Source organism: Oceanobacillus aidingensis (assembly GCF_042654105.1).
GTDB lineage: Bacteria > Bacillota > Bacilli > Bacillales > Amphibacillaceae > Oceanobacillus > Oceanobacillus oncorhynchi.
This window is the reverse complement of sequence record NZ_JBHSFT010000004.1, coordinates 117,602-136,157: the sequence shown is the minus strand read 5'-3', so window position 1 is coordinate 136,157 and position 18,556 is coordinate 117,602. Positions and strand designations below refer to the sequence as shown.

At 35.7% G+C, this 18,556-nt stretch carries 11 protein-coding genes; 4 read left to right on the top strand and 7 right to left on the bottom strand.

Annotation, left to right across the window (positions count from 1 at the left end):
- Positions 1 to 23 precede the first annotated feature (23 nt).
- The 5 genes from ACFO3P_RS04265 to nagA all read right to left on the bottom strand — a co-directional run bounded on the left by ACFO3P_RS04265 (position 24) and on the right by nagA (position 8,160).
- A complete protein-coding gene (locus tag ACFO3P_RS04265) occupies positions 24 to 2,729 on the bottom strand; it encodes a glycosyltransferase (RefSeq protein WP_379542201.1) in 2,706 nt (901 codons plus the stop codon).
- Positions 2,710 to 4,164 (bottom strand): methyltransferase domain-containing protein, encoded by a 1,455-nt coding sequence (locus ACFO3P_RS04260; RefSeq protein ID WP_379542200.1) that lies wholly within the window; start codon positions 4,162 to 4,164, stop codon positions 2,710 to 2,712. Before ACFO3P_RS04260 ends, ACFO3P_RS04265 begins: the two co-directional genes overlap by 20 nt.
- A 26-nt stretch (positions 4,165 to 4,190) precedes the next feature.
- Complete coding sequence (locus ACFO3P_RS04255) at positions 4,191 to 5,474, bottom strand: glycosyltransferase (RefSeq protein WP_379542199.1); 1,284 nt, start codon at positions 5,472 to 5,474, stop codon at positions 4,191 to 4,193.
- A 30-nt stretch (positions 5,475 to 5,504) separates the two neighbouring features.
- Positions 5,505 to 6,689: a glycosyltransferase family 4 protein gene (locus ACFO3P_RS04250; RefSeq protein WP_379542198.1), complete on the bottom strand. Its 1,185-nt coding sequence runs from the start codon at positions 6,687 to 6,689 to the stop codon at positions 5,505 to 5,507.
- Positions 6,690 to 6,972: 283 nt separating this feature from the next.
- On the bottom strand, positions 6,973 to 8,160 hold the full coding sequence (gene nagA, locus ACFO3P_RS04245; protein ID WP_379542197.1) for an N-acetylglucosamine-6-phosphate deacetylase: 1,188 nt from the start codon (positions 8,158 to 8,160) through the stop codon (positions 6,973 to 6,975).
- Positions 8,161 to 8,916: 756 nt separating this feature from the next.
- On the opposite strand from nagA, the gene ACFO3P_RS04240 reads away from it, so the two are divergent.
- The 4 genes from ACFO3P_RS04240 (at position 8,917) to ACFO3P_RS04225 (ending at position 13,364) form a co-directional block, all read left to right on the top strand.
- On the top strand, positions 8,917 to 10,056 hold the full coding sequence (locus ACFO3P_RS04240; RefSeq protein ID WP_379542196.1) for a C40 family peptidase: 1,140 nt from the start codon (positions 8,917 to 8,919) through the stop codon (positions 10,054 to 10,056).
- A 197-nt stretch (positions 10,057 to 10,253) separates the two neighbouring features.
- Positions 10,254 to 11,285: a YheC/YheD family protein gene (locus ACFO3P_RS04235; protein WP_379542195.1), complete on the top strand. Its 1,032-nt coding sequence runs from the start codon at positions 10,254 to 10,256 to the stop codon at positions 11,283 to 11,285.
- A 266-nt stretch (positions 11,286 to 11,551) separates the two neighbouring features.
- Positions 11,552 to 11,944 carry a glycerol-3-phosphate cytidylyltransferase gene (gene tagD / locus ACFO3P_RS04230; RefSeq protein ID WP_289585075.1) on the top strand — a complete coding sequence of 131 codons (393 nt, stop codon included), beginning with the start codon at positions 11,552 to 11,554 and terminating at the stop codon, positions 11,942 to 11,944.
- Positions 11,945 to 12,140: 196 nt separating this feature from the next.
- Entirely contained in the window at positions 12,141 to 13,364 is a 1,224-nt protein-coding gene (locus tag ACFO3P_RS04225) for an LCP family protein (RefSeq protein WP_379542193.1), read from the top strand.
- Positions 13,365 to 13,488: 124 nt separating this feature from the next.
- Here ACFO3P_RS04225 and ACFO3P_RS04220 read toward each other — a convergent pair whose 3' ends face one another.
- Positions 13,489 to 14,565, bottom strand: coding sequence for an MraY family glycosyltransferase (locus tag ACFO3P_RS04220; RefSeq protein ID WP_379542192.1), 1,077 nt, complete (start codon positions 14,563 to 14,565; stop codon positions 13,489 to 13,491).
- A gap of 160 nt (positions 14,566 to 14,725) precedes the next feature.
- A complete protein-coding gene (locus tag ACFO3P_RS04215; protein ID WP_379542190.1) occupies positions 14,726 to 18,361 on the bottom strand; it encodes a peptidoglycan-binding protein in 3,636 nt (1,211 codons plus the stop codon).
- Positions 18,362 to 18,556 lie beyond the last annotated feature (195 nt).

The window sequence follows — 18,556 nt, the reverse complement described above, 5'->3', positions numbered from 1 at the left end:
TTTTCTCCTCCTATAGGTAAGCCTTATTTAAAAGTACTTACCATTTTATTATAGTCTTTTGTTTGATATAATTCTTCAAATAATTTCAAGTCATTATCTTCTACCTGTATATAATCTTTATACAATGCATAGATTTTATATAATGTGTCGATTGCAGATTCTAGATCACTTTCTTCAATCTTACCTAGTCGTTTTAAATACCAATTTTTAAAATAAGTAAAGAATTTCTCTTCCATATATCCTTCTAATAATTGATGTTCCTTTAAAAATCTGATTCTTTCTGTTTCTAATAAAAGATATCTTTGGAAAAACTTCTCTGTAATCACATTAGTTACGGAACCTGATACTGCAGCATAATATACGTGAATATCTAAATCAATGGCTTTTGCCTGTCTGGAATTCATTAATAATTCCTGGAAGAAAAGCGTATCTTGACCTATAGCTCCCTCTACCATCTTTAAATTATTGTTAATGACTAACTCTTTTTTCATTACTAAAGCCTGAATACTCATTGCTTTAAATGAAGTATCTAGCATATACTGTTTCACATCTTTTTTCTGAATAACATCCCCCTTATTATACTGCATGGCTGTTTTATAATAGTTAAAGTTTAATACTTTATCTGAAACCTTCAACATATTACCGACCACAAAATCATAAGTTCCAGAAGACATTTCATCAAGCAGATAGCGATAGCCATCATTAATTGCCTCATTATCTGGATCAAGATAGGTTATATAAGGAGAAGTAGCTATTTCAATACCTTTATTTCTTGGCCGTGATGCACTGCCGCTTCCATTATCATTATAAAAATATGTTTTAATATTTGAATAGCTATCCGCTAAATGATTTATAATTGTTGGTGTGTTATTATCTGTTGATCCATCATCTACAATAATAAGTTCCATCTGTTCAAATATACTGCTTCGTTTCAAACTATTAAAGCATTTATTCAGCAAGTGATCTCCATTATTATAAGTAGGAATGATAACCGATAACTTATAATTCTGTAATGGCTCAACATTTTTAATTTGCTTGTCATTAAATTCAAAATGATCAATACTATAACCGTTCGATTTTTGTTGAGCACCATCCATGCTTAAAAGCTCTTCTACAGAAAAACTGTTACTCCAGAAAACTGTCCTTGTTTTATCATCTATGACATTAACATAATCATGTTCAATTCCAGTGATAAGTTTTTCTCCGTCATAATAAGCATTTTTCGTAATATAATCACTATCTGTATATTTAAAGCCATTAATCATATCCTCTAAGTAAAATTCTCTATACTTTTTACTTTCGTCAAAGAATGTTACCATGTCATATTTTTCTTTTATAGTTTCGTTAAATTCTTCTATAAGTATGAGATCTTTATATGGATATGTTTGTTTATCAAACATTTTTTGAATTTTTTCTGTTTTATTCTGTACCAATACAGCAATTGATTTCGTTTCTTTTTTATATGAAGTATTAGTCATTTCCAAAATATCGATTATTCGTTTATAAGTTGTTTCATGAGACATTACTCTCCGAATTCCATACACTTGATGCTGATATTTTTCTTCTTCTGTAAACCCATTTAGAATATCCTTAACTTCACTTCTATTATTGATTAGGAATACATTAGGGAATTTATTATTCACACCAAGGCTATAGTTTGAAAGTAAAATATTTCCTAATGCTTGAAGTTCATAAATCCGATTAGCAAACATGGTGTTACTGTATTTTACAGAATTTAAATTAATTGCCCAATCATACAGTTTGTGCAGCCTCTGCAAAGTACCATGATCTACTGCTGGTGATAGATATTTCACATATTTTTTAGGGAAGAAATGTCTTTCCAATTTCAACTCATAATTACGATCAATGATTTTCAAATCATCATTATTATCTATTACACCATCAAAAATTCTCTGTGTATCTTCTATTCTATGAGGGTATTTAACATACCAGGAACCTGAAAACAAAATTTCTTTTCTCTTATCAAATTTTTTGAAGCCGATTGGATTATGGTATATAGGATTGATTCCAAAATTTAAAACATCTACATTTTCATTTTTACAATCCTTTTTATAATTGTCTACTACTTCTTCAGCAGTTGTAAATACATACTCGCATTTTTGGGCTAATTCTATAAAGATGTCATAGTTTACCGGATCCTCTTTAGAATAGAATACTGTTTTTATCCCATTTGATTGGTAATGGGATAAAATATCGAACATATCCTTTCTATGTTTTCTGATATTTGGATTCCCTAGACCTTTCCATTCCATATTTAGCCCTTTCCAAGTAGTTACCAATAGAAAGATATCAAGTTTATCTGTATATTCCTTATAGTTATCTCTCGTAATATAATGGAAATTAGCTAATCCATCAAATGAATTATAAAGGAATTCATCAGCTACTATTCCAATATTCACATCTAGTTTCTTATAGAAACGGCTGCCATTACTTTCCGGAAGTTGATTAATTAAAGGTTTAACTTTAGAGATAAAATCTACATCTGCATGTTGATCTCTGTATGCTAAGTATTCCTTTTTTTTCTCAATATCACCTTTTTGTACTTCTTCTCCTTTAACTGATTGGACAATTGGCTGAATTGGCAAACCGTTTTTCAGTTCTTTTTGCTTTTTGTTAATATCTTTAATATCTTCAGCAATACTTTTTTCTAGTTTTCCTTTTAAATCATTAAGTGTCTTCAGTCGCTGTTTAATTGCTTTTTGTTCCACTTGTCTTACCTCCAAAACGTCTTCTGCGCCATTTCCAATAACTAATCGTTAAGCTTCCTAATTTTGATGTCTTTAATGCTTCATATCGTTTCATTAGCTGTGAGTGTGTTTTCAACAATTTTTCTTCTTTGTTATAAGCTTCCAGTAATAACTCATCTGATTTTACTTTCTTTTTCTTTTCATTTAATACTTCTTGCTGCAAGGTAATAATTTGATTTTGAACCTGTTTATTATTTTGTTTTTTATTTTGAGTTTGCATTTTTTCACTTTGCTTTTGCAGTTTTTTCAACTGATTTTGTTGTTTTTTGTCCTTCTGTCTAAAATCTGCTAGCTTTTGCTCTAAAAACGTAATTCTCTTATCTTTTCTCAACTGAGTATCATATGCATTTTGATTGGAAACGTTAATTTCCTGTGTAAGTTCGTTTATTTTTTGAGATATTCCAGTTTTTTCACTTTCAAGGAGTTCGTTCTTTCTCTCTGATTCTTCTAGTTTGTATGTTAAATCTTTTATTAAAAGTTCCTTTTGCTTTAGCTCAATATCCTTGCTATTGTTATCACTTTCTTGCTTACTGAAAAGGGATTTCAAATCATTGTAATCATCTTCTGTTTTACTAATTGATAATTTTAAATTCTCATTTACCTCATTAACATGCTCTATTGTTTTATTCAGTTCTTCAATCGTGCTGTTTAATTCATCAATCTCATTCGTTTTCTCTTTCAATTTTGTTTGCGTTTCATTGTTCCTTTTCTCTAATCGATCCTTTTGACTTTTGGCAGCAGTTAACTGATCTAATAAGTTTCGTTCCAAATTATAGAAACCGTCTTCCAGCTGTCCTATCTGTTTTCTATCTATTGTAATTGCTTCAGCTTCATTTTTCACAAACACTGCACCAATCCATTTGCCTAAAACTTCTATTGAATTAATATTTAGCTGTTTGTTTTGCAAATCCACTAATCCTTGCATATAATAAGTTTTCTTATGATCAAAATAATCATTTATTCCAAAGGGTACAGTAACAATAATTCTTCCGTTATCTGATAAAAGATTTGTAGCTTTTTTTATAAAACGTTCTGTATCTGTAATATGTTCCAATATTTCACCAAGAATAATACTATCGAATTTTTGCTCTTCAAAATCAAAATCTATAAAATTAGCTGTACGGAACTCAACATATTTTTTTGTTACTTCAGCTTCACTATTTAACATTTCATTAGCATAATCAATCGATTCTTGCAATAAATCTATTCCTAAAACTTTTTTACTTTCTCTTCCTAATAAGATTGAAGTAATCCCTTGAGAACAGCCTATATCAAGTATGGATTCTCCTTTAGCCTGTTCACAAACCCAATGAATTCTATTTCTTACTTTTTCGCCAAAACCCAAACCTACTTGGTCATAATAAGCTTCCGTCACCCGATCTAATGGTTTTTTCACTACCCAACACCTCTTAATTCAACAATTTAAATAGTTTCATATACAGTTAAAAAGTTTTTCTTCTCTTCTTCCCAATTATATTTTTCTTTAGCAAATTTACAATTAGCAGCTTTTTTGTCTCTTTCAGCAGGATTTTCCAGTAAATAATTTACTCCGTTTGCTATAGACTGATAATCATGTGAATCTACACAAATTCCTATATCCTCACCTTCAACTACCTTTTTAATCTCTGGAAAGCTGCAAGCCACCACCGGTACATCACTCATTATGTACTCAAATAATTTATTAGATGATGCTGAATAATGATTATAATTGATATTGTTCAATACTTGGAATCCAATATACCCGTTTCTAGTGTATGCTGGAAGTTTTTCAACGGGGACCTTCGTTAAAAATTTCACTTTTTCACCCAAGTTCATCTCATCCACCATCTTCTCAAGATCAGGTTTAATTCTCCCATCTCCAATAAATACAAGTGTCCCTTCTTTAAAAAGCTGTGCTGCTTTAATCAGCTTGTCTAAACCTCTTCCAGCCTGTATACCGCCTTGATATAAAAGTATTTTTTCTTCTTGCGGAATATTTAGCAACTCTTGTAAATTCTCTTTTTTTTGTTGTTTATTTTTCTGTTTAAAAGGGTAATTATAAACTACGTTTGGATAAAATCCATAAAGCTCTTCATTATACTTCGCTCTGGTATGGTTCTCTACTATCATGGAATCTATTTTGTTAATAAAGAATTTTTCTGATTTACCGTATGCACCACTGTCATAACCTGTTCGGCTGGTCTGAACTTCATGTGAATCATATATTAATTTTCTTTTTCTCCATCGCAATTTTGAGCAAATATATCCTTGCGGCAATGTATTCAGATCATTAGAATGATATATACTATAGTTTCCCTGCATTCCTCTAAATATCATTCTCAGTATAATACTGCCGCGAATCCAAACAACTTTAGCTTTTGTTCTCAAAAAAACAAAAGCTAAAGCAGTAAGAGCCCCTATAATTATGGGTTGGAAATATATTAAAATCCCCCATAAAAGAAGAACAAGTACGCCTAGAAGTTTATTTTGAGTACTTTTTTTAAATATCTTTTGTATCAATTCCAATAAAAGAGGATATCTTCTAACTCGATAAATTTTAAAATTTGAATTGCGATGTTCAAATCTAGGCAAATCTTTATGGCTAGGGTCATGAATGCATATCAAGTCTACACCGTATCCGTCTTCTGATAGAGCTGTACATTCACGAAGTACCCTTGCATCGTTTGTAAAATGATTCCATACAAACATACAAACCTTTTTATTCATTATTCAACTCACCTTAATCCTGTTGTTTAATTAGCTTATAACTCTGATTAAATGATCAATATTTTTTTCCCAAAGGTAATTATGTTCAACATACTTCCGTCCGTTTAAGCTCATTTCATCGTAAAGCTTGTCATTCTCTTTCAATTCTTCGATACACTTTATTAGTTCATCCAGATTATGAGAAACAAATCCTGTTTTTCCGTCCTCTATCATTTTTTCAGAAAAGCCGGAAACAGAAGCTACCACCGGCACTCCACATGTCATATAATCAATTACTTTACCTGGTAATACTGTTTCAAAAACCTCTGCTTCGACAAGTGTTACGATTCCCACTTGATGATTCGAAATAATTTTGAAACATTCGCTTCTGGTTGTTGGGTTGACAAACTCAACATTTTTTAAGTCTTTTTTCTTAATATAGTCTATCAAACTGTCACGACGTATTCCATACCCTATAATAGTTAATTTAATATTTCTCTCATTTAACTCTTTCGCTAGATTCATTATAGCTGTTACATCCTGAGCCAGCCCAAGGTTTCCAGCATAAATAACTTTGAAATCGTCACTGCCCTTTTCTTCGGAAATATTTATTTCATAGTTTCTTGCTCCGTTTGGAAGATAAGTTATTTTATCAGCAAAAACTTTGGATTTTGAAACAATATAACCAATAAATCCTTTGCTGTTCACTACAATATTATTTGCCTGTATATATAATAGTTTTTCTATTTTTTCAAACAAACCAATAACAATTGAATAATTAAAAACCCCTACTCCTTTTAGTGATTCTGGCCATAAATCCCTTATGTCCAAAATCAGTTTTGCTCTAAAACGATACTTGGCAATCAAACCAACTATTGCAACAAATATCGGCGGAGAAGAAACAAAAATGACATCATACTTATTTCTGCTAAACAGCACAAAAAAAATCATTTTTATAGCCATCTCAAGATAATAAAATAAGCGATTAAAAATATTTCTAGAGTATTTTTTCTTCATGATTTTTATGCGGTGAATATTCTTATCTTCATTTAGTTCTGTATTATCCCAAAAATGATTTTCATCATAAAAATGTTTGTTTGGATATGAAGGTTGAGTAGTTAATATTTCAACATCTAAACCTTGTTCCTTCAACAATAGATAAATATTTTTCATTCTATTCCCTGCACTGCCTATTTCAGGATAAAAATTTTGAGAAATAATAAGTGTTTTTTTCATTCAGTTTACTTCCTAACAAAATTTAATTAAGCTCATTTTAACAACAAATAATTATGTAATTCGACCTATTTCTCTCTTCCGCTACACAATAAGTGCTATTCTACCTTAATTAAATTATAATTTCAATGCTCTAATTATTTTCAAACACATCACACAAGCTTATATCACAAAGCTTTAAGGCAATTTGTAAATTTCTTGTAACAATATTTGATTACTACGATAGATAATTTTCGTTTTAAGCTCTAATTGATTTTTTACGATCAAACGTTAGAAGTATTCTTCATTATCTTCCTTTATAAGCCACTTCCCCTCTACAAATCGTATAAGCAACATCCATCTCCTCATCTAATAAAACAAAATCCGCATCCTTACCAATCTCAACACTACCTTTTCTATCAAAAATACCAACTTGTTGTGCTGGGTTAACCCCAGTCATCTTCACAATATCCTGTAAAGTCACTCCATCCAGCTTCAGCATTATTTTCACCGCATCAATCATTTTCAAAATACTGCCAGCCAATGAACCATTCTCCAAGGTAGCCTCCCCAGTTTTCACAAAAACAGGCTGTCCACCAAGCTCATACTCTCCTTCATCCAACCCTTTTGCCCGCATTGCATCGGTAATCATAATAATTCGATCAGACCCAACATTATCATAAATAAGCTGCAGCATCTCTGGCACAACATGAATACCGTCTGAAATCAACTCAGCACGTAAATCCTCCAACAGAAAAGAAGCTCCCACCGCTCCGATATCACGATGATGAATGCCATTCATTGCATTACATAGATGCGTCAGCTGCCTAACACCTAATTTCGTAGCATCCTTTATTTGCTGGAAGGAAGCATCCGTATGCCCTGCGGATACATTCACGCCAGATTGATTTAGTGTTTCTATAAATTCTCCTGTTTTATCATGCTCAGGAGCCATGGTAATTGTCCGAATTTGTCCATTTGCATCATCCTGCCAGGCTAAAAATTTAGACAGATCCGGTTCTGTTATATATTGCTTCGGTTGTGCTCCTGCTTTAGAAACTTCTACAAAAGGGCCTTCTAAATGAACACCGACTAAATCCGCTCCTTGTTTTTCTCCATCAGCAGTCCATGCAGCAACATTTTTTAACGCAGCAGATATTTCTTCATCTGATTGGGTAATGGTCGTAGCAAGATAGCTGGTTGTCCCTTCTGATGGCAGCTTTTCTGCAAGTGTCTGTAACGTTTCTGCTGTCGCATCCATCACATCCACGCCATAGCCACCATGAATGTGTCCATCAATAAAACCCGGCAGCAATTTTAATTTGTTCTCTGCATCGATAACTTTTCCAGAAAAGGAAACATCAGCTGCTTCTTCCTGTGTCAGAATCTGTGTTATTTTTCCGTTCTCTGATATAACGGATGCGTTTTTTATAACTCCTTCCGGCAGATATGCTTCTTGAATGTTTTTTATAAGCAATGTTGATTGTTCCACCATCTATTCCTCCAATTAATCATTAATCTATTTCTTCTATTATAACGCTATCTCTTTAATAAATGTATATTTTGTTGTTATTTCCCGGGAAATGATATGATTTATCGAAATAAATTCAATGGAAAGTTACACGTAAACGTCTGTTCAATGTACATTTACATTATTTGCCAAGAATGATTATGTAATTAATTACTTTCCCTCTATCTATATAACTATTTCTGTCATTATTAACAATACTTCAAACCCGATTATATACCTAATCTTCAAATGAAAGTGTTATCAAAACAGTTCTATCGACCTTATTTTTTAAAACATTACAAACATGTTACATTTCTCTATATAACCTACCATTATTATCTATAAAACGATATAATTCTATAAAGATGTATTTATTGGATTATTTTTCATAGACAGATGTGCTAGATTACATATTTGTACTATGCCGTAATGGAATAAACTAGTAATACTTCATTAAAACTAACAAACTACATTCTATCAATCACAATAAACAAACATCTGGGAGTAAAATACATCTTGTTCGTTTATGGAATATGGGATTTGTACTTATACCAGGATTGTTGCGTACATCGTTTATGGATTTATTTCTTCATTAATATAACGTACGAACAAAGCTAATAGAAAGTATACCTGTCACATACAGTTATTTTCTTGATGCACTCCTCTTTGGTCTCCTTACAAATCATATTCAAACACATCTCTAAAACCCCAATCATTAAAATCTAAGGAGGAAACGCACACATGGCTAACAAAAAAATCATCTTCTCTGTTACTGCATCTGCAGCAATTGCATCTGCCTTTGTAGCAACAGACAGTGCTGACGCAGCATCTTACAAAGTAAAAAGTGGCGACAATCTATGGAAAATCGCCCAAAGTCAAGGAACAACCGTGTCCAAATTAAAATCTATCAATAACCTTTCTTCGGATCTTATTTTCCCGAATCAGGTTTTACAAACAACTGGGTCTTCAAGTTCGAATTCCAGCTCTGGTTCTTCTTCTAGTTCCAGCTCCAGCTCGAATTCAAGCTCAAGCAGTTCCAGCGGAAGTACATATACAGTGAAATCCGGTGATACATTAAGCGGTATTGCCTCTCGACACGGTATTTCTTTAAATAACCTAATGAAGTGGAATAATCTATCTACGACATTAATTTACCCTGGAAATAAATTAACTGTCAGCAGCGGCGGTTCCAGCAGTTCAAGCTCTAGTAATTCTAGCAGCTCTAGTTCCAATCCAAGTTCTGGATCAAGCTCTTCCGGCTCAAGCTCCAGTTCTTCCAGCACCTATAAGGTGAAATCTGGGGACAGCCTTTCTAAAATCGCAAGCCAGCATGGAACGACTGTATCTAAATTAAAATCGCTCAATAACCTGTCATCTGATTTGATTATTGCCGGCCAGACATTAAAAGTAAATGGTTCCAGCAGCTCTAGTTCCAGCTCTTCTAACAGCAGCAGTTCAAATAGCAGCTCTGGATCATCCAACAGCTCTTCCAGCAGCTCATCATCTAGTGCAGGTTATAATGTAGATACCCTTATCTCTGTCGGGAAAAGCCAGCAGGGCGACCCTTATGTATGGGGAGGAAGTTCTCCTGGCGGGTTTGATTGCAGTGGGTTCATCTATTACGCTTATAATCAGGCAGGTAAAAATATTCCTCGTACCAGTGTTGCAGGCTATTATGACAGAGCACAGACGATTAGCAATCCGCAGGTAGGAGATTTAGTATTCTTCTCTGGAACGTATAAATCTGGTCCATCTCATATGGGTATCTATGTTGGAAATAATCAGTTCCTTCATGCAGGTTCATCTACTGGTGTTACCATCACATCCTTGGATAACCCTTACTGGAGCTCTCATTTCGACAGTTTTAAACGTTTTTATTAAAATACGAGCATTATTGAAAAATCTGTACCCGCCTGTTCCAGACGAACAGCAGGTACAGATTTTTATTTTGCTTCCCGCTTGACAAACCAGTCCTGTTCATGTCTTTTCAAAAAATGGTACTTCATAACACAATAGATTATGGTAAAATTAAAAATAGATAATTAGAAATACGAATAATTAGGAGGAGAATTGATTCCATGTTAGTAGGACTAATGCAACCTTTCAAAGAACCAACCGATCTGGCAAAAGAGATATCCATCGAAGCACAATCCAAAGGAATCGAGATTCTGTATATGAACCCAAGCGATATCAACGAAGATGACCATATGACCTCCGGGATGGTTTTAAAGGAAGATACGTGGGAAAATGTCGAGATGTCTATTCCAAAGATTATTGATGTTTCTGCATTCTGCTTAAAATCTAAACAAAAAATAGCCTATTTACAAGATCGCGCCTACTTAACCGAGGATGGGAGAAATAAAATCTCCAAGGAAAGTGTCCAGGAAATGTTAACAAAGGATCCGCAGCTTCAGAAGTATGCCATTCCAACCTTACGTTGTAAAAGTTTCTCTATTATTAAAGGCTTCTTAATAAAATATGGAGAAATCGTTGTGAAGCCTGTCTACAGTCAATCCGGAGAAAACATTTATAAAATCGTACAGGAAGATAAAGATTCCTTCCTGGTCAGTCATCAGGATTCCACTGCGAACATGACATTGAAAGAAGTCTTCGCTTTCTTTCAATCTATTATTTCCAAACGTAAATGTATTGTCCAGCCATATATACCTTCCAGAACGGAACATGGCGAGCCCTTTAATTGCCGTGTTCATTTAGAGAAAAATAAAGAAGGCAACTGGGTGATTGTGAAAAAATATATCCGAGTTGGTACGGAGAAACAAGTATCTCCCAACAATCAAGAAAGCGGCGTCACTTTTGATGCAGGTATGTTTTTAACCTTAAAATTTACTGAGGATGCCCCTGCAGTGGATGAGCATCTGGATTCGTTTGCCTTAAATGTTGCAAAAAAAATAGAAAAAACACGAAAAAAAGAATTAGCTACACTTGGTCTGGATATTGGAATCGATAAGGACCAGAACCTTGTGCTCTTTGAATCTATCAGTGCCCCTGATTCTTCACTGCTTCATCAAGAAGTAGCACAATTACGCACAGACTATTATGTTTACTTAGCTGAACAAAATGCGAATCACTTTCCCAAGGAATTAGCTTAAAAAGTTCGGTTCCGTATACGTTTTTTTAATGATGTATCCTGTCAAGAATGTCACAGCCCATTGTGACATTCCTGACAATCTTATATCCATTACACCTATTCGTACGTACAGTTTATCCCATGCCGTGCAAGATACTTTTGCACAGAACTTCATTTCCTAATTTCCCTTTTTCTATAGCGAAAAAACATATTTTTTGTCCTCAGATTTATTCCTGGTTCTTTTCTTATGTTACTATTACGTTAATACGTTTTTAGGAGGTGGAAATGATACGTACTATTCTCACTTATGGAACGTTTGATTTACTGCATGTAGGCCATGTGAATTTATTAAAGCGTGCAAAAGAAATGGGTGATTATCTTATTGTAGGATTATCCACCGATGATTTTAATATACTCAAGCATAAGCAGTCTTTTTATTCCTATGAAGACCGGAAAATCATTCTTGAATCTGTACGTTATGTCGATAAGGTTATCCCTGAAATTTCCTGGGAGCAAAAAAAAGATGATATTTTAACCTATCACGTCGATACATTTGTTATGGGGAATGATTGGAAAGGAAAATTCGATGCCCTGCGCTCTTTTTGTGAAGTGGTTTACCTCCCTCGGACAGATGGCATCTCTTCTACGTTGATTAAGGATAATTTAAGAGACGACAGCTGAAAATAGACACTCTGTCATATAAATAAAGCTGGCGCCGTTTCAGCGTGTCTCAGCTGTACTTATGTGATTCCCCCTGTTACATCATCATAAATATGTAATGCAATTGTAAATTTACTAATAGTTCATTCCATAGTAAAATTAAGTGGGCTTTATCAAGAAATCCGTCGATATTTCTTGTAAAAAAAGGAGATTTGTAATGGTAAAACAAAAGAATATGCGAGGCCGCCGGGTTACGCGAAAAAAGCGTAAACTCCGTAAAGGTGTCTTAATTACCTTAGTTATTATAGGCTTGGCTTTAATTAGTGTTGTTGGTTACGGAAGTTATTTATATGTTAAAGCAAATAATGCAGTCTCTGATTCTTATGAAGATGACGGTCGTGAAGGTTCGGATTTACGGGATTTTGAAGTGGATCCGAATATTGACAACGTGTCTATCCTTATTATTGGAGTCGATGAAAACGAACACCGGGATAATGCAGAAACCTCTCGATCTGATACACTTATGTTAGCGACTTTTAATAGAGAAGAAGGCAGCGTTAAATTAGTAAGTATTCCTCGTGATTCGTATGTATACGTCCCGGAAGTAGGCCGTGAGGAAAAAATCACTCACGCTCATGCCTATGGCGGACCAAAAGCAACAATTGAAACGGTTGAAAATTTAATGGATATTCCAGTCGACTATTATGTACGTGTTAATTTCCACGCCTTTGTTGATGTGGTAGATGCTATCGGAGGCATTGACGTTGATGTTCCATATGAACTTAAAGAATCTGATTCCATGGATAAAGGCGATGCAATCCATCTGCTCCCTGGGGAACAATCCGTTGATGGGGAAGAAGCATTAGCATTCGCCCGGACCCGTAAACTGGATAATGATATTGAACGCGGAAAAAGGCAAATGGAAGTTGTCAATGCTGTAGCAGATAAAGCAGCATCTCTCAGCTCTGTGTTTCAATTTGATGACTTGATTGCCGCTGTCGGCAACAACATGAATACGAACATGACGTTTAATGAAATGATGACTTTTATAAAGTACGCTACCGGCGGTCTTGATATTGAAGATATGACCTTAGAAGGCAGCGATTATCAGCCAGGTTCTACGTATTATTGGCTGCTTGACGAGCCGGCATTAGAAGAAACGAAAAGACTGCTTCAAGATCACTTAGAAATCTCCAGTTCCTCTGCGGAGGAATCAGGAGAAACTTATGAAGATCCTAATTCGGAGGAACCGGCAGAAGAAGGAACGTATGAAGAGGAAGGCTCTTATGAAGAACAAGGTGAACCTTATCAGGAGGAAGAGCCTTATCAAGAAGAGCAGCCTGGTGAATCCTATGAAGAAGAGCCTTATCAAGAAGAACAGGATCCTTATCAGGAAGAAGTACCTCAAGAAGAAACGGACGAATATGGAAATCCTTTATAAACACGAAACTCTTTCCCAGATTTTTTGGGGAAGAGTTTTGTGCTGTCTGTATGTTCACCCATCCTATACATGAAAAAAGCCTCCCTATTCTTGTACCATCCAAGAATAGAGAGACCTGCTTATCTTATTTTAACCTTCTTTTATGCAATTCTTCTTTTTTATGAAATAGAGAAATAATACTTCCTCTCGATCTGATTCCACATACAATCGAGAATAGATGTATCCCCAGTATAACGAAGCTGAAGACAGCCAAGGACGTCATCAGCTGTGCGTTATTAACCACAATTCCCATCGCACCGAAGAACATGCTGAATGCGTAGATAATCCATACAGATTGTCTATGGGAATAACCATTTTTCAGTAATAGATAATGAATATGATTTCGATCCGCTACCGAAATGCCTTGTTTATTACTAATTCTCCGGATGATTGCAAGCAGCGTATCGAATACCGGAAGTGCAATTACAATAATCGGGATAACGAAGCTGAAGAAGGCTACATTTTTGAATAAGCCGAGCATCGATATAATCGCAATCGAATATCCTAAGAATAATGCTCCGGTGTCTCCCATAAATATTTTTGCCGGATGAAAATTGAATGCTAAAAACCCTAATGTTGCACCAATCAACAGGACACATAATCCAATGACAATCACACGATAATCCATGATGGCCATAATCAAAATGCTGATGAAGGCAATGGTTGACACGCCTCCAGCCAGACCGTCTAATCCATCAATCAGATTAATCGCATTTGCAGCCGCCACAATCCAGAAAATCGTAAGAGCTATCCCAACATACTCTCCCAAGAAAACCGTTCCCATAAAAGGTAATGTCACTTTCTCAATGACTAATCCGGAATAGGCAACAACCGAAGCTGCTCCTATTTGGCCTAACAGCTTGGTGCCGGGACGAAGATCCAGTATATCATCCAGAAACCCTGTCAATAGCATGATGATTCCGCCAATGATAATCGCCGTCATCTGCGGATGTTCCGGCTGCAGATAGAGGAATCCTGCAGCGATACCAATAAAAATAGCTAATCCGCCAATGCTTGGTACCGCCCGTTGATGCTGTTTTCTATTATCAGGCTGATCTACTAGATTGCATTTTTTAGAGATCCATATAATGATTGGTGTCGTGATGATTGCTGTCAGCAAAGCGATAACAAACGCAATCAGCAACTCAGCAGCACTCCACATAGTTGTTCACCTACTTAATTATATTCTAGTAAACTTACCTTTGTATTCTATTACCTACTCTTTCGTTTATCATACCATAATTTGATACGAACTGTTATATAAAAAAGCAAAAAACACCCGAATCGATTTCCGGAGAAAGTAATTCGGGTGCTAAAACATATTAACGATATTGTGTAATGTTAAATTTGAATACCGGGTTATTCAGCATATCATATAATCTTTTAATGCTTGGAACTTGCTTCACTGCCCAGCCAATATCTGTTGCATATTGCGGGTATCCAGGGTTCGCAGGATTCCACCTCATTTTATATAACGTATTTTGGTTATATTGATTATGAATGTAGCTGTTTCCGATAAATTGGGCACCGCCAATGATAGCCTGTTCTGGTGAGAACCAGCCTTCATTATAAGCTCTGATGGCTCCGCCGTTATGCGCGTTGCCATCTACCGCACCAATACCATACATATTGTATGTGGTTCTAATATTTCGAAGGCTGCTTCGGTTAGATGAAGTAACTACAACAGGATTTCCGCTCCTATTTAAGCCCACTTCAATTCCTCTTGCTAAAGCAGAGCCTCCATTACCAGTTTCCAATAACGCATGTGAAATCAAATAGATTTCGTTGACACTATGCTGTTTGCCAGCTGTTATAAAGGCTTGTCCTCTGCCGGCAAGAATGCCTTTCCCTTTTAGAATATCGTTATTTAAGGAAGAGGCTGTGACACCAACACTGCTGGTTAAATCTAAATGCTGGAAGATATCATTATTCTCTGGATTCAGATAACTGCTTACATCACTTCTAGTTGGATTTCTCCAAGCATTGTAGCTGATTCTGTACCAATCACCTGTCGAACCAAGAATTGTAACCTGTGTTCCGCTGCTTATCTGCCCATAAATGTGACTCGAACTGCTTGCAGAGGAGCGGACATTTACATTTGCAGTTGTTCTGTTTGAACCATCCACATAATTCTTATGCACATAAGCAGCATTATTTCGATACATATCTGTCTGTTGTAATTGGTTCATTTGCGTATTCAATGCTTGATTGAATGTGACGTCATATGTTTCATGGTTAATTACCCAGCGATTACTGACTGCTTCATCTAGAGCTGCCAGTGTTCTTTCATCTGCGATTCCATTTACGCGCAAGTTATTATCTCTTTGGAATTTCTTTATTTGGCTTTCCATGTAGCTTCCAAATAGCGTAGTTACGGATATATAACCGTAGCCTAACGTGTTTAATTGCCGTTTAATAGCCGGAATATCGCTGTGACGCTTCCCTCTTTGGAAGGAGCTGTTGTAAACACTGTTCAGCTTGTCTTTTGTTGCTTTATTCATTTTCCCAGTCGCACTTAATCCATAGTAAGATTGGAATCTCTTTACTTGCGTTTCCATGAAGCTTCCATAAAGGGTTGTCTTTGTAATATAGCCAAAACCAACAGCGTTTAACTGTTCTTTAAATCGAATTACTTCAGGATGTCTGTCTCCACGCTGGTAAGAATCCTTTGGAGCAACTTCTTTCAATTTAGCTACTGTTACGTCATCTGCTATTCCGCTGACACGCAGGCCATAATCTTTTTGGAATTCCTTTATTTTCTTCTCCATAAAGCTTCCATAAAGGGTTGTTACACTTATGTGTCCGTAGCCAAGATTGTTTAATTGACGTTTGATCTCTGGAATATCATTATGACGCTTTCCTCTTTGGAGCGGATGGTTGTATACACTGTTCAGTTTATCTTTTGTCGCTTTGTTCATCTTTCCAGTGACACTTAATCCGTAGTAAGATTGGAATCTCTTTACTTGGGTTTCCATGAAGCTTCCGTAAAGGTTGGTCTCTGTGATATAACCGAAACCAATGGCGTTCAATTGTTTTTTAAATTGAACCACCTCTGCATGTCTGTTGCCGCGCTCATAGGTGTCTTTCGGAGCAAGTTCTTTTAACTTAGCTACCGTTACGTCATCTGCTATTCCGCTGACTCGCAGGCCATGACCTCTTTGGAATTGCTTTATTTTTGTCTCCATAAAGCTTCCAAATAGTGTCGTAACACTTATGTGCCCATAGCCAAGGCTATTTAATTGCCGTTTAATATCTGGAATACTATTATGGCGTTTTCCTCTTTGAAGCGGGCTGTTATATACACTATTCAGCTTGTCTTTAGTTGCTTTGTTCATTTTCCCAGTTACACTTAGTCCGTAATAGGATTGGAATCTCTTTACTTGTGTCTCCATAAAGCTTCCATAAAGCGTTGTTTCTGTGATATTTCCAAAACCAATGGCGTTCAATTGTTTTTTATACTGAACAATTTCTGCATGCCTGTCTCCACGTTGATACGAACTCTTTTTAGTTAGTTCGTTCAATTTCTTTTTGGTTACTTCATCAACTATCCCGCTGACTCGCAGACCGTGATCTCTTTGAAATTGTTTTATTTTTGTCTCCATAAAGCTCCCAAAAAGCGTTGTAACAGTTATATGTCCATAGCCGAGGCTGTTTAATTGCCGTTTAATATCTGGAATATCATTATGACGTTTCCCTCTTTGCAACGGACTATTATACACACTGTTTAATTTGTTTTTGGTTGCTTGGTTCATTTGACCATTAGCAGTCAGTCCATAGTAGGATTGGAATCTTTTTACCTGCGTCTCCATAAAGCTTCCAAAAAGGTTTGTTTCTGTGATATAGCCAAAACCAATGGCGTTTAACTGCTTCTTCAGTATAACAATCTCCTGATGTCTATTTCCCTTTTTATAGGTACTGTTTGCAGAAAATACGGTTGCTCTGGCAAAGCTTTGTATGCTGATTTCCTTTTCTTCTTCTAATTCAGCATTTTCTTCTGTGTCTGCTTCGGAATCTTCTTCTGTGGCTTCTTCAGAACTTTCTTCTGTTTCTACTTCGGAGTCTTCTTCTGTAGCTTCTTCAGAACTTTCTTCTGTGTCTGCTTCAGTTTCTTCCTCTGTGGCTTCTCCGGCATTTTCTTCTGCGTCCGCTTCAGTTTCTTCCTCTGTGGCTTCTTCAGCGTTTTCTTCTGTGTCTGCTTCAGTTTCTTCCTCTGTGGCTTCTTCAGCGTTTTCTTCTGCGTCCGCTTCAGTTTCTTCCTCTGTGGCTTCTTCAGCGTTTTCTTCTGCGTCCGCTTCAGTTTCTTCCTCTGTGGCTTCTCCGGCATTTTCTTCTGCGTCCGCTTCAATTTCTTCCTCTGTGGCTTCTTCAGAACTTTCTTCTGCATCTATCTCAGAGTCTTCCTCTGTCACTTCTTCAGAACTTTCTTCTGCATCTGCTTCGGCTTCAGCGTCTTCTTCCGCATCGGCTGCCGGCAGTTCTTCGACTTCTTCCTCTTCCGTCACAAATTCTTCAGGTTTACTGAACTCCAGGTGCTCTTCACGGTCGAATGAATCGTCTGCTAAAATGTATTCTATTTGTAGTAGTGTGTCTTCATCTGCAACTCCCGTGTCTTCTATGTCATAAAACTTTTGAAATGCTTTTACAGCTTCCTCTGTATGTAGGCCATAATAAGTTGTAGGTTTTTCTAATGCTGCAAATCCAAGCTCTGTTAAATCTTCTTTCAGATCTAGAATTTGTTCATCGTCATCCCCTAGTTTAAGCTTTATTTCTTCTGACACCGCTTCGTCCGTGGAAGAATCCTGTTCATCAACATCTGATTCTTTATCCCTATCTTCTGGCTCATTATTTTGCTCATCTTCTTTAGATGAATGACTCATCGCATATACTTCACTGACGGAAGCAAATGGAGAAGTCACCAATAAAATCACCAAAAAGAAAGGAAACCACTTTCTTCTCAAATCTTTCCACCTCCTATATTTAATTCTAGCTTTCTATCTATATATCGGCAATACCTAATCTTTTCTTAAGCAATTTTTTTAAATTGAAATCGTTTTATCCTAGAAAAAAGTTCACGAAAGGTTCACTATTTTACTAGATTGCTATATTAGCGCCAAAAGTCCTGGTTTTTGCAGTTTTTTAAGTAAGATAAATTA

Excerpts from the sequence above, each read along its gene's own strand:
- ACFO3P_RS04255 (WP_379542199.1), bottom strand. The coding sequence starts at position 5,474 with ATGAATAAAAAGGTTTGTATGTTTGTATGGAATCATTTTACAAACGAT.
- ACFO3P_RS04250 (WP_379542198.1), bottom strand. The coding sequence starts at position 6,689 with ATGAAAAAAACACTTATTATTTCTCAAAATTTTTATCCTGAAATAGGC.
- nagA (WP_379542197.1), bottom strand. The coding sequence starts at position 8,160 with ATGGTGGAACAATCAACATTGCTTATAAAAAACATTCAAGAAGCATAT.
- ACFO3P_RS04240 (WP_379542196.1), top strand. The coding sequence starts at position 8,917 with ATGGCTAACAAAAAAATCATCTTCTCTGTTACTGCATCTGCAGCAATT.
- ACFO3P_RS04235 (WP_379542195.1), top strand. The coding sequence starts at position 10,254 with ATGTTAGTAGGACTAATGCAACCTTTCAAAGAACCAACCGATCTGGCA.
- ACFO3P_RS04225 (WP_379542193.1), top strand. The coding sequence starts at position 12,141 with ATGGTAAAACAAAAGAATATGCGAGGCCGCCGGGTTACGCGAAAAAAG.
- ACFO3P_RS04220 (WP_379542192.1), bottom strand. The coding sequence starts at position 14,565 with ATGTGGAGTGCTGCTGAGTTGCTGATTGCGTTTGTTATCGCTTTGCTG.